Origin of the sequence: Faecalibacterium sp. AF28-13AC (assembly GCF_003478405.1) — a bacterium.
Lineage (GTDB): Bacteria > Bacillota > Clostridia > Oscillospirales > Ruminococcaceae > Faecalibacterium > Faecalibacterium prausnitzii_E.
Genome location: NZ_QUFG01000006.1, coordinates 160374 through 172320, shown reverse-complemented (window position 1 = coordinate 172320; position 11947 = coordinate 160374). Strand labels below are relative to the sequence as shown.

Genomic DNA, 11947 nt, shown 5'->3' with positions numbered 1-11947 from the left:
AATGCCCTCGGCATCTAGGATACCGAGGGCGGACTGTTGGATTAGCTTCGACTACGGGAAAGCTGATATGCTCGACTTTGTTCGGCAGTCACACCGTTCTTTATCAGATTGGCTACGTTTGGATAGTATACTAAAATATGGCTACCATTGGGCACGTGTGGAATGAATCCTTCGGCGACAAACCTCCGCAGGCCGGCATAGCTCAGATTCAGCCCTTCACTTTTGGCACGGCGAACGGCTGCGGTCAGACTGATAAAATCGCTGTTGTTGTTTTTCATAGGTGTTTCCTCCTGAAAATATTTGTAGTTGGAAGCGTTCAACGCTTCATAGTAATGATACTTGTTTGAATTGACGTAAAATTTTTATGTCTTGATATTTGGAGTGAAGACGAAGCGTTTGTCGTCTTTTCGTACAAGGGAGCTAAAATCTGCGTGGCTAAAATCGAATTCCACACCGGAGCTATCAATGGGTTGCGTTTGTGGCCATGCAGGACTATAATAATTATAACAAGAACGAGACTGGTTCGATGAAGCGATAGATGCGATAATTTGCTCAGCTGTGGGCAAATCTTGCTTTGGGGGCTCGGAGATCATCTCATTGTGAGACACTGGCGTGGTAGGATGCTCACGAGGTAAGCTCAGCAGGGGAGGACATACATCCTCTGTGACTGGCTCAAACTCATTGTTTTGAGTGGAATCTTCATCATCGCAACCGTCAAGTTCATCCAGTGGTGGAAGAAAATCAATCTGTGCTGGTGGGAGAAGTGGCTCGGTGTCAGAAGGCATCGGAATCGTTAGTGCATCACTGGCAGGAACGACATCCTCTGGCGGCTTACTATGGACGACCAGCGGCTTGGTGGTCGGTGTGTCAGAATCGCCTACATAAACCGGGCCGGAGACTAGGAACTCGCCAACCTGAAGACTCTTTAGCATGGAAGTCAACTTGGTTCCACCTGACGAACTAATGAAACGGGCACACATACGAATCTCATCATCAGCAGGTTGGAAATACATAGCATATTTGCACTGCTGAAGCAAAATCCGTTGCCCAGCCTTGAAATTACGGATGCTCTGAGTAACCAGCATGCAGTACAATCCATATTTGCGACCCTCGTTGAGAATTTTTCCCAGTGCACTTGTTTGGTGCAATGGAAAGTTACTCAATTCATCCAAGTACAGGAAAGTGGGTGGGAAATCCTCGTGAGTGGCTTCTCGTAACAGTGCTGCAAAAACTACCTCTTCAACGATGTGTTGCGTGGATGGCGGAAACGAACCTAATTCCAGCAAGGTGATGCCGGAGAAAATCTCGAAATCGCCATTCTCGAAAAACTTCTGTCCCCATAAAGGAGTCAAGGCTTTTTCCAAACCGGGTGCAGCGAGTGACCGGGAATTCTGGACTTCTAGGTGTAATCGTTCCAATGCTTCATCCGAGGCAGGTGAATCACGGAGAGACTTTTTTAGTAGGGATATCAGTAACGGCTTTTGCCCATCTGATAGCCTGATAACGGATGCAACCGTATCAACGAAAGATGCAGCGGCATCTGCTGGATTTGCTGATGTTCCAAACAAATGCAACTTGATTGGCTTTTGAGACACATCCTGACGATGTACATAAGGCTCTAAGTCTGCTGGCAGGGACACGGCGTGACGGTGATCTATGACTACGATCCGAACACCTGCCTCTAGCAGGTTCCTTGTGATATTGGAGGAAAGGGTGGTCTTGCCTGTTCCACTTTTTCCACAGATAAAAATGGAAGCGTTCCCCTCCTTGAGTTTTTCGATGATTGTAACAGCCTTTTGGTAAGTAGAGCCTATTTTTAACCTCATGGTTCCGTCCCTCCTGTTTTAATCAGAATCTTCATATTCGGTCAAGCAACTGCGCTTCAAGGTCAGAAGTCGAGCATCTACATAGGTTCCGTTGTCAATACGAATCTTTTTGGCAATGCTGAACTCAGAGAGCAAATGCTCACTTTGCAAATGCGAAATAATGGCAGATGCACTATAGCCCTGTGCATATTCGCAAATCAGATATTTTAGTAAGGAACCTTTCAACAGAAAGTCACCTCCTTTTTGTACGATATCCCGGTCAGAATCATAGCTAGAATCGACCTTTCCATAGCGAAGAAGACGAATGCCCCCGGCTTCTTGTGCGGAATAGAGTACCCTGCGTAAAATCTCTTTGGCGTTGCAATCCAGAGAGCTGTCCCACTCGGATAAACAATTATTTATGTATGCCTGACAGACCTCGTGTGCTGTTTGTGCTAAATCCGGTTGTTTAAGGAGCTTTAATGCCCAGCAAAGAACAACGGATGAAACGTTTAGAAGTGCGATTTCATTCCGAAAGGCGCACTCTTCATCCAAGGAACCTAAAGCGGTTATATAAGACCGCTCAACGATGCGCTCAAAGGCATCTGGGTTGTGCTCAACAAGGGCACACAGCTTGCTAAAGATTTCGGCCAGAGGCAGCGCGGCTGTATGGCTTTCCTCGTGAGGCAAGAACAGACAGTGCTTCTGTTGCAACTCAGTAATGCCGTTCGTAGATACGATAAGGCATAGCGGAAAACGAGGCTCTGCTTTAGTCCGCGTAATCAGCGTTACAAAATTCGTCTTTGAACGGTAGTCGCCAATGGTAGCTGTGATTTCGGGGTTATCACCGTAGACGGGCAACAGAGCTGAGGCACTGTACTGATCGAGCATTTGATGGAAGTGCTTTGGTATGTCGTCAACCGTTAACCTTACCTGAAGAGTGGCGTCGTTTTCGGATATTGCAAAAAGATACTTGCTGCCATTGAACTTGTCCGGGATTCGCGTCTTGAGAACCGCCGCAATCCTTATTAGGACTAAGGAAGTGGGGGTGCTAAGCAACGAATCAGAGCAACAATCCTCTTTATAAGGAGTGTAAACCCACCGATCATCCAAATGAAACCACCCGACAGGCGGTAGCAGAGCAGTATGCTCGGTATCCAAAATGGAGCCTAAAAATCCAAAAAGTAAGTCTGCTTGCATCTTACTGCCCTCGCCATAACAACAGCTTCCGCCAGCAGCGGTAAATGATTGATAGAATGCTTTAGCGGTGAACTTTTCTTTCTGAAATAGCAACTGGACTGTGGTGCCGCGAGAGGTTTTGAAAGATATTCCGATGAGATGTATTACCTTGCCATCGACGGTATACTGCTTGACCAAAACGGCATGAAAGTCACGACAGGCAGTGAGACGTCTTTGTATAACATACTTGTCACCGGGATGCCGTGTCTTACAGATTGCCGGACAACCGTATTGGTCAACGAAGTATAAAACCGTGTCGAAGCGGTTAATGGCTTTTCCGTATGATTACTTCCTATTAGGAACACTGTAAATACAAGGCTTTTCGGAGCCTACAAACCAGAAAAAATAATATTTGATCTATCACATTACGCAAAAAGCCGTCCGGCATGAAAAACGGGCGGCTTTTTTGCGTGGATAGACGGAAAGGAGGCACAAAAATAACTACAAAATTTTAGCGTTCAAATTTGTGCAACTTTAACGAAAAGGAGGATCGTAAATGGCCGATGAAAAATTGAATACTGGCCCTGCGGAGAATATTTCCCCGGAGGCCGCCGAGCCTATCGCCACACCCGAACAGGCCGCAGCATCTGAACCCCAGCAGGAACAGACCGGGCCTGCCATACCTGAGTCCGGCGATGTGGTTGTGTCCTTTGACAAAATCAATGAGCTTATGGCAGAAAAGAGACAGAACGCCCGCGCCGAAGTCGAAAAGGCGGAACCCCCCGAAACGCCAGAGGCGGCAGCCCCCGGAGAAACACCGCAGCCCGCCAATACGGAGGAACCGAAAAAGCCGCGCCGTGGCCGTCCGCCGAAAGCGGAAAAGGCTGCGACTGAAAATCAGAAAGCGGAGAAATCGGCTGGGGCTCGCAAGGGCCGCCCACCCAAGGCGGATAAGGCGGCCCCTGACAAGCCCAAGCCGTCCAAACGAGACAAAGTGTCCCGAAGCGATGGAAAGGCCCCGGATGCCAAGGAGCCCATTAAGCCCGCACAGGATACGGCACTGAAGGAAACTGCTGCTGTGGAACAGACGGCTCCCGAGCCGACTACACCGCCCCGCCCGGTTGAGGAAGGCAAGCTGGTTTATCTGAAACTTTCCGAGGTTCATCCGTTTCACACATTCCGTCCGCACCCCTTTAAGGTACGGGACGATGCGAAGATGCAGGAAATCGTTGCTTCTATCCGCGTAAACGGTGTAATGGTTCCCGGTCTTGCCCGCCCGGAGAAAGATGGAAACGGCTATGAAATTGTAGCGGGCCATCGCCGTACCCACGGCAGTGAGCTGGCTGGACTGGAGGAAATGCCCTTTATCGTCCGTGAAATGACCGACCACGAAGCGGTTCAGGCCATGAAGGACAGCAACAAGCAGAGGGATCAGACGCTCCCCAGCGAACTGGCCGCCCTGCTGGAGCTGGAAGTGGAGGACATCAAGCACCAGGGCGGGCGGCTGAAAGGCGTTGCGGAAGGCGATGTCGGGAAACGCTCGGTTGAGATTGTGGGCGAGGCGCATGAAATGAACTATAAAAAGGTCATGCGCTACTTGCGGCTCAACTCCCTTGTGCCGGAGCTTCTGGACAAGGTAGACGATAAAAAGATGGGCTTCATGCCTGCCGTGGAGCTTTCCTACATCAAACCGAAAAATCAGAGGCTTATTGCTGTTTCCATTGACGGGGAGCAGGCTTCGCCCTCGCTGGCCCAGGCTAAACGGCTCCGGGAGCTGGATAAGGAAGGCAAGCTTAACGGCGATGTCATTGACGGTATCTTATCAGAACAGAAAAAGGAGGATCGAGGCGTGATTATTTCTACTGCGGAACTGGAAAAGTATTTTGGCAAGGAGGTCACTCCCGCCAAAATGAAGGAACAGATTATGTCCCTGCTGGATGACTGGAAAGAAAAACAGCCGCCGGAGCTGGCAAAAGCCCCGAAAAAGCAGGAACTTGACAAGTAACAACTTCGAGACACTTTGTCCCGAGGGCCCCGCCCTCGCGCAGAGGCTCTGGTGGTATATATCCCCCGTCGCCGCCTGTTTTTTAGTACAGCCGGGAGTGGGCCGTCAAGGGTGCAGCGCACCGCCGTTTTCAGCGGCTCGCCCTTGACGGTCTGCCCCGGCTGTGCTATTTCCCCGGCAAGCGGCGGGGGTATATCCTCCAGAGCCGCCCCCTTTCCCAAGACTGGGAAAGGGCGTGGGGTTTGGGTTGAACTTTCTTATTAAAATATCGGAGGTATGAACGATGAAACGACCCCTTGCTTATATCACCGCTGCATGGCTCGGCGGCGATAGCGAAAACGCAGAACTGGCGGCGCAGTATTGCCGCACCGTGTATGAGGCAGGCTTTTCTCCTATTTGTCCGCCTTTGTACTTGCCCCTGTTTCTCAACGATGCTGTTCCCGAGGAGCATAAAAGCGGCATCGACATGAGCCGTGACCTGCTCCGCCGTTCTCATGTGCTGGTTGTCTGCGGGCACAGTATGACCGAAGCCATGAAAAATGACATCGCCGTGGCCCAGCGGCTGGGAATTACGGCAACAACCCTTGAGGGCATCCTGACCGTTAAGGGACAGGGCCGCCGCTGATGGCGACCCTGTTTGAAGCCTACGTTACCAACGCGGGGAAGTACAGCGAGGGCCAGCTTGTGGGTGAAACACTGAAATTTCCCACAACCGCCCAGGAGGTGGAGGCTCTCTTGAAACGGATCGGCGTGGATGGCGTCCGCTATCAGGAAATTTTTATTACCTCTTTCGATGGGGATGTGCTGGGGCTCTATGACCATTTGAGCGAGTATGAAAATCTGGACGAGCTTAATCATCTGGCCTGCCTGCTTTCCGAACTTACCCCATCGGAACTGGAAACATTGGAGGCCGTCCTCGACAGCGGCGATCACTGTTCTTCGGTGCGGGACATCATCAATCTGACACAAAATCTGGACTGTTACGGCTTTTACCCCGGCGTATCCGATGAGGAAACGCTGGGGCGTATTTATGTGGACGATCTGGAAATGTTGGATGTGCCGGATCAGGTAAAACCGTATTTCGATTATGAGGCGTATGGCCGGGATGCCTGCATCCACGAAAACGGCCATTTTGCCCCGGGCGGCTATGTTGTCAAAGAAAGTGATCATTTCGTGGAAGTGTATCACGGCTTGCAGGATATTCCCAAGGAGCATAAGGTGTTCTCTTTCCCGAAGCTCTCTATCCGGGAGCAAATGGCCGCTTATCAGGAAATCATAGACGGTTCTTCTTTGGAGGGCTACCGTCAAATGCAGAAAAAAGACCGTGGGGATCGGTGATGGCACTTCGAGACAAATTGTCCCAAGGAAGGAGGCGGTGTAACTGATTGATGAAGATATTTCCCGGCGCACGATAGCCATATCTGTAAAAACGACCAAGCTGACGGCGCGGGGACTGGCGTATGTGCTGGGCATGGTGGGCCGGAAGATCCGCAAGGCATACCGTGGGCGGCAAGTACCGCATGGAAAACAAAGTGTGCGAAAGCTCATGGCCCACGGCACAGCCACAAACAGCATTGAGCTATCCGGGGATGCCAAGTCCTTTGACCGCGTGGCCCGGAAATGGAATGTGGACTATGCGTTCTATAAAACCGGGCCGGACAAATACCTGCTGTTTTTCAAGGCTGGACAGGCAGACGCAATGACCGCCTGCTTTTCTGAGTATTCCCGGAAGGTGTTAAGCAAAGCAAAATCGAACCGTGTTCCCATCCGGGAACAACTGCAACAGGCGGCAGATCAGCTTTCCAAAGAAAAGCCGAAGCAGAAAGAACGTGCAAAGGAGGTGGCCCATGAGGACAGATAAGATCAGAAAATATCTCATTCCGAACATTCCCTATCTGTTCATCCTGTGGGCGTTCCTCAAGCTGGGAACGGCCTACCGGCTGGCAGCGGGTAACGATTTTGCACATAAGCTCATCGGACTGGGCCAGACGATTGGCCCGGCCTTTGCTGACTTTGCACCCGGTCTTGCCCCGCTGGATTGGCTTGTTGGTATTGTAGGCGCAGTTGGTTTCCGGCTGCTGATCTATTTCAAAAGCAAGAACGCTAAGAAGTTTCGGCGGGATGCAGAATACGGCAGCGCTCGATGGGGAACGGAAAAAGACATCAAACCGTTTGTCGATCCGAAGTTTGAAAACAACGTGATTTTGACCGGGACGGAGTTTCTCACGATGAACACCCGCCCGAAAATCCCCGCAAATGCCCGAAACCTGAATTGCTGCATTATCGGCTCGTCCGGCTCCGGCAAAACCCGCTTCTGGCTCACGCCCCAGCTTTTACAGGCTCATTCCTCTTATGTGGTGGTCGATCCCAAAGGCGGTGTGCTGGGACAGGTCGGAGCTTTCCTGCAAAAACGCGGGTACAAAATCAAGGTATTCAACAGCATAGATTTTTCAAAATCCATGCACTATAACCCGCTGGCGTATATCCGCAACGAGGCCGATATTCTGAAATTCGTGGATGCCCTGATTTCCAACACAAAGGGCGAAGGCAAGGAAGGCGATCCATTCTGGACGAAATCGGAAACGCTTTTATACTGCGCCCTGATTGCCTACATCATTTTCGAGGGGCCTGCCGAGGATCGGAACATGAATACTCTTGTGGATATGATTTCCGGCATGGAGGTCAAGGAGGATGACGAGGACTTTATGAACGCGGTGGACTATATGTTTGCCGGGCTTGAAAAGCGCAAGCCGGATTGCTTCGCGGTCAAACAGTATAAAAAGTACAAATTGGCCAGCGGCAAGACGGCAAAAAGCATTTTAATTTCCTGCGGTGCGCGGCTGGCTCCCTTTGACATCCCGCAGCTTCGTGAAGTCATGGCCTATGACGAATTGGAGCTTGACCGCATCGGAGATCGGAAAACGGCGGTATTCTTCATCATTTCCGATACCACGCAGACCTACAACTTTTTAGTGGCGCTTGCATTTTCGCAGATGTTCAACCTCCTGTGTGAACGGGCGGACAATGTTCACGGTGGCCGCCTGCCGCACCATGTACGGGTGTTGTGGGATGAGGCAGCCAACACGGGACAGGTGCCCCAGCTCGAAAAGCTGGTCGCGGTTATCCGCTCCCGTGAGGTGAGTCTTTGCCTGCTGTATCAGCAGTTGGCGCAGTGCAAGGCCATTTACGATAAACACGCCGAGACAATCCTCGGCAACATGGACAGCGTGGTGTTCCTCGGTGGCCGCGAAGCCAGCACCATCAAGGAAATATCCGAGAACTGGCTGGGAAAAGCCACAATCAGTATGCAGACTGACAGCCGCTCCCGTGGTCAGTCGGAAAGCTACAGTCAAAATACCCAGCGGCTGGGCCGGGAACTGATGACCCCAGCCGAACTTGCAACCATGCCGGGAGATAAATGTATTTTGCAGCTTCGGGGCCTGCCCCCGTTCTTCTCTCCCAAGTATGATCTGAAACGGCATCCGAACTACCGTTATACAGCGGAGGCCGATAAACAGAAAAACGCTTTTGACCTCGACAGGCTCATTAACCGCCGCAGGCGGCCCGGGCTGAACGAGGTGTGTACGATGTATGAGGTGGCTGTGCCGGACGATGCACTCACGGAAGAGGACGAGGACATCCTCAACTATGATGACATCGACGATCCAGACGCCTTTGCATAAACGCTTCGAGACAAAGTGTCCCGAAGTTTGTAACCTGCCGCCTGTATGGGCGGCTTTTTTGTTACCGGGAAAATCTCGGAGAAATGGAGGCTTATATGGCATTTTTCTCATCTGCAATCGACACTTTACAGACCCTCGTTATTGCTCTCGGTGCTGGCCTTGGCGTGTGGGGCGTGGTCAATCTGCTGGAGGGCTACGGCTCGGATAACCCGGGCTCCAAGTCCCAGGGCATGAAGCAGCTCATGGCGGGCGGCGGCATCATCGTCATTGGCACCACACTGATCCCTCTGCTGTCTGGCCTGTTTTAAGGTAGGCGCTTATGGATTTTCTCACCGACTGGCTCACAAACTGGCTCAAAGAGCTTCTGATTGGCGGGATCATGGGGAACCTCGAAGGTCTTTTTGATACCGTCAATACCCAAGTCGGAGAGATTGCGGCACAGGTAGGGACTACTCCGGCGGCGTGGCACGCCGGGGTTTTCTCCCTGATCCGACAGCTTTCCGAAACGGTGATCCTGCCGATTGCCGGAATGGTGCTGACCTTTGTTGCCACTTATGAGCTCATACAGATGCTTTTGGAAAAGAACAATATGCACGAGGTTGACGTTGCGAACCTCTATAAATGGATGTTCAAAACGGCCTGTGCAATCTTAATCCTGTCAAACACATTCAATATCGTCATGGCCGTGTTCGATGTCTCGCAGAGCGTCATCGCGCAGGCAGGCGGGCTCATTCAAGGCTCTACCGATGTTTCGGCGGATATGCTTGCTGAACTGGAAACCTCGCTGGAGGCGATGGACTTGGGGCCGCTTTTGGGGCTGTGGCTGCAGTCTGCGCTCATTGGCTTCACGATGAAGGCGATGGGAATTATCATTTTCGTTTTGGTGTATGGCAGGATGCTGGAAATCTATCTGCTGACCAGTCTGGCCCCCATCCCCGTTGCTACGCTTTCCAACCGGGAGCTTGGCGGCACCGGGCAAAACTACATCAAGTCCCTGTTTGCCGTGGGCTTTCAAGGGCTGCTGATCCTTGTATGTGTTGCAATTTACGCAGTGCTCATTCAAGGCATCGCAACAGGCGGCGATCCCATTGGGGCGATTTGGGGAACTGTGGGCTACACGGTTCTGCTTTGCTTCATGCTCTTTAAGACCGGGAGCATTGCCCAGCGTATCTTTGGCGCTCATTAACAGGAGGTGGTGCTTATGCCGAGAAGATACGGAGCAGACGGAACGCGCTTATGGAATGGAAAAACGCCGGAGGAGTTTACTGAGGCAGACGCTTACCGCTTTATGGCGGAAACAGAGGCCGTCCTGCAAAGAAAAGAGTTGATGGACGACCCCGCCCAGCCTGCTCCGGCAAGCGGAAAGGAGGAATTTTATCTGAGTAAGAAAGACGATGTATTGCTGACCCCGGAGCAGATTGCTGCGGAGGAACGGCGCTGGCTGTTTGATGCGCCCATCGCGGAGCTTGCAGAAGTCAAGGGCGTTAGCATTGATGAGGCAGTAAAAATGCGGACAGATGCTGTCTTGCAGGAGGCGGTTGTTCCGATCACGGTATCTGTCCGCCCGATTGAGCCGCAGGGAAAACTGATCGGCTTCGCCAGCGTCAATTTTGGCGGTGTGGTCATCGACGATTTTAAGGTTGTGGACGGGAAAAACGGGATTTTCCTCGGCGCTCCCTCTAAACCCGATCCTGCCAGCCGGACGGGATACCGGGCTACGGTTCGGATTCCTGACCGAGCCACACAGGAACGGATTAACGCGGCTGGTGTGGAGGCGTATCATGCGGCGGTGGAACAGCTTGTTGCACGGGCCCAGGCGGTACGGCCTGCCCCGATCAAGGAGCAGATGGCCGAGGCTGCAAAGCAAGCGGGAAAAGAAAACGCTGCCCGGCCTGCGCCTGCCAAGGCAAAGGAGGCCCGTAATGACCGATAGCCGCACTTTGGGACAAAGTGTCCCGAAGGAGGGCTTGTTTCTCATGGATGGCATTAAGGGCCTGCGCTCCCTGCCCAAACATAGCGTGGATATGCTGCTGACCGATCCGCCCTACGGCACAACCCGGAATTATTGGGATGTGCCCCTGCCGCTCCCGGAGCTGTGGGAGGCGGTGAAATGGGCGGTCAAGCCGAATGGCGCAGTGCTGTTTTTCGCACAGTGCCCCTTTGACAAGGTGCTGGGCGCATCCAACCTCGCCATGCTCCGCTATGAGTGGATTTGGTACAAAGAGCGCGGAACGGGCTTTCTCAATGCAAACCGGGCTCCACTGAAGAAGTCCGAGAACATCTTGGTGTTTTACCAAAAGTCCCCGGTCTACAATCCACAGTTTACTTACGGCAAGCCATATACCCGTGTTCATTCCCGAAGCGGTACAAGCTCTAACTATGGGAAATTTGAACGGCAGGGCTCAGAGTCCAACGATGGCCGCCGCTATCCCGGAAATGTGCTTTTTGTGCCTACGGTGTCCGGCGGCATCCATCCCACACAGAAGCCCGTGGAGCTTTGTGAGTATCTGATCCGCACCTATACCCGCCCCGGCGAATTGGTCGCGGACATTTGCGCGGGCTCCGGCACAACCGCGATTGCAGCTATCAACACAGAACGTCGCTTTGTATGCTTTGAAACGGCCCCGGCCTTTTATGCCGCAGCCAGTGAGCGTATTCGTGCGGCGCAGGCAGTAAAAAGTTCTGGCGAGAAAGGAGTGTAATTATCCAGCAGTATTCTATCATTTACGCCGATCCCCCTTGGCGCTACTCGGCTAAGAAAGTACAGGGCGCGGCGGAAAACCATTATCCCACCATGAGCATTGAGGAGTTATGTGCGTTGCCTGTGGCTGATCTTGCAGCCCCGGACAGCGCACTCTTTTTATGGGCCACTTTCCCGCAGCTCCCGGAGGCGCTCCGGCTGATCGAGGCTTGGGGCTTCAACTATAAATCCGTTGCTTTTGTCTGGCTGAAAAAGAACAAGAAGGCGGATAGCTGGTTTTACGGCCTTGGCTTCTGGACAAGGGGCAACGCGGAAATCTGCCTGCTGGCAACCAAGGGACATCCAAAGCGGCAGGCTGCCAACATTCATCAATTCATCATTTCCCCGATTGAAGCCCATAGCAAAAAGCCGGACGAGGCCCGCGCCAAAATCATTTCCCTGATGGGCGATCTGCCCCGCGTGGAGCTCTTTGCCAGGCAGACCCCGCCCGGCTGGGCTGTATGGGGAAATGAAGTAACACCAACCATCCCGGACTTTGGGACACATTGTCCCGAAGTACAGAAAGGAGTGTGAT

13 protein-coding genes are annotated in these 11947 nt (G+C 52.3%); 10 read left to right on the top strand and 3 right to left on the bottom strand.

Translation table 11 applies throughout. The annotated features are described in order from the left end of the window. Positions 1-41 precede the first annotated feature (41 nt). From DWY95_RS10365 to DWY95_RS10355, 3 genes are all read right to left on the bottom strand, one after another. Positions 42-278: a hypothetical protein gene (locus DWY95_RS10365; RefSeq protein WP_118553458.1), complete on the bottom strand. Its 237-nt coding sequence runs from the start codon at positions 276-278 to the stop codon at positions 42-44. 84 nt (positions 279-362) lie between these two features. Next, complete coding sequence (locus DWY95_RS10360; protein WP_118553457.1) at positions 363-1826, bottom strand: TraM recognition domain-containing protein; 1464 nt, start codon at positions 1824-1826, stop codon at positions 363-365. A gap of 18 nt (positions 1827-1844) precedes the next feature. Continuing rightward, the gene (locus DWY95_RS10355; protein ID WP_118553456.1) at positions 1845-3182 is read right to left on the bottom strand and encodes a hypothetical protein; all 1338 of its coding nucleotides are present in this window, start codon (positions 3180-3182) and stop codon (positions 1845-1847) included. A 358-nt stretch (positions 3183-3540) separates the two neighbouring features. Between DWY95_RS10355 and DWY95_RS10350 the strand changes: the two genes are divergently transcribed. The 10 genes from DWY95_RS10350 to DWY95_RS10305 all read left to right on the top strand — a co-directional run bounded on the left by DWY95_RS10350 (position 3541) and on the right by DWY95_RS10305 (position 11946). Continuing rightward, positions 3541-4989: a ParB/RepB/Spo0J family partition protein gene (locus DWY95_RS10350; RefSeq protein WP_118553455.1), complete on the top strand. Its 1449-nt coding sequence runs from the start codon at positions 3541-3543 to the stop codon at positions 4987-4989. A gap of 283 nt (positions 4990-5272) precedes the next feature. Continuing rightward, entirely contained in the window at positions 5273-5614 is a 342-nt protein-coding gene (locus tag DWY95_RS10345) for a hypothetical protein (protein WP_003020223.1), read from the top strand. Then, positions 5614-6327: an antirestriction protein ArdA gene (locus DWY95_RS10340; RefSeq protein WP_118553454.1), complete on the top strand. Its 714-nt coding sequence runs from the start codon at positions 5614-5616 to the stop codon at positions 6325-6327. The genes DWY95_RS10345 and DWY95_RS10340 overlap by 1 nt, the downstream gene beginning before the upstream one ends. A 124-nt stretch (positions 6328-6451) precedes the next feature. Then, complete coding sequence (locus DWY95_RS10335) at positions 6452-6850, top strand: PcfB family protein (RefSeq protein ID WP_081445593.1); 399 nt, start codon at positions 6452-6454, stop codon at positions 6848-6850. After that, positions 6837-8672 carry a VirD4-like conjugal transfer protein, CD1115 family gene (locus DWY95_RS10330; RefSeq protein ID WP_118553453.1) on the top strand — a complete coding sequence of 612 codons (1836 nt, stop codon included), beginning with the start codon at positions 6837-6839 and terminating at the stop codon, positions 8670-8672. Before DWY95_RS10335 ends, DWY95_RS10330 begins: the two co-directional genes overlap by 14 nt. 95 nt (positions 8673-8767) lie before the next feature. Further along, a complete protein-coding gene (locus DWY95_RS10325) occupies positions 8768-8980 on the top strand; it encodes a Maff2 family mobile element protein (protein ID WP_044963257.1) in 213 nt (70 codons plus the stop codon). An 11-nt stretch (positions 8981-8991) separates the two neighbouring features. Then, positions 8992-9858 carry a VirB6/TrbL-like conjugal transfer protein, CD1112 family gene (locus DWY95_RS10320; protein WP_055228200.1) on the top strand — a complete coding sequence of 289 codons (867 nt, stop codon included), beginning with the start codon at positions 8992-8994 and terminating at the stop codon, positions 9856-9858. A 15-nt stretch (positions 9859-9873) separates the two neighbouring features. Further along, the gene (locus DWY95_RS10315; protein ID WP_003020333.1) at positions 9874-10605 is read left to right on the top strand and encodes a septation protein SpoVG family protein; all 732 of its coding nucleotides are present in this window, start codon (positions 9874-9876) and stop codon (positions 10603-10605) included. Next, positions 10595-11374 (top strand): site-specific DNA-methyltransferase, encoded by a 780-nt coding sequence (locus tag DWY95_RS10310; protein WP_118553452.1) that lies wholly within the window; start codon positions 10595-10597, stop codon positions 11372-11374. The genes DWY95_RS10315 and DWY95_RS10310 overlap by 11 nt, the downstream gene beginning before the upstream one ends. A gap of 17 nt (positions 11375-11391) precedes the next feature. Further along, positions 11392-11946, top strand: coding sequence for an MT-A70 family methyltransferase (locus DWY95_RS10305; protein WP_118553451.1), 555 nt, complete (start codon positions 11392-11394; stop codon positions 11944-11946). The last annotated feature ends 1 nt before the right edge of the window (position 11947 follow it).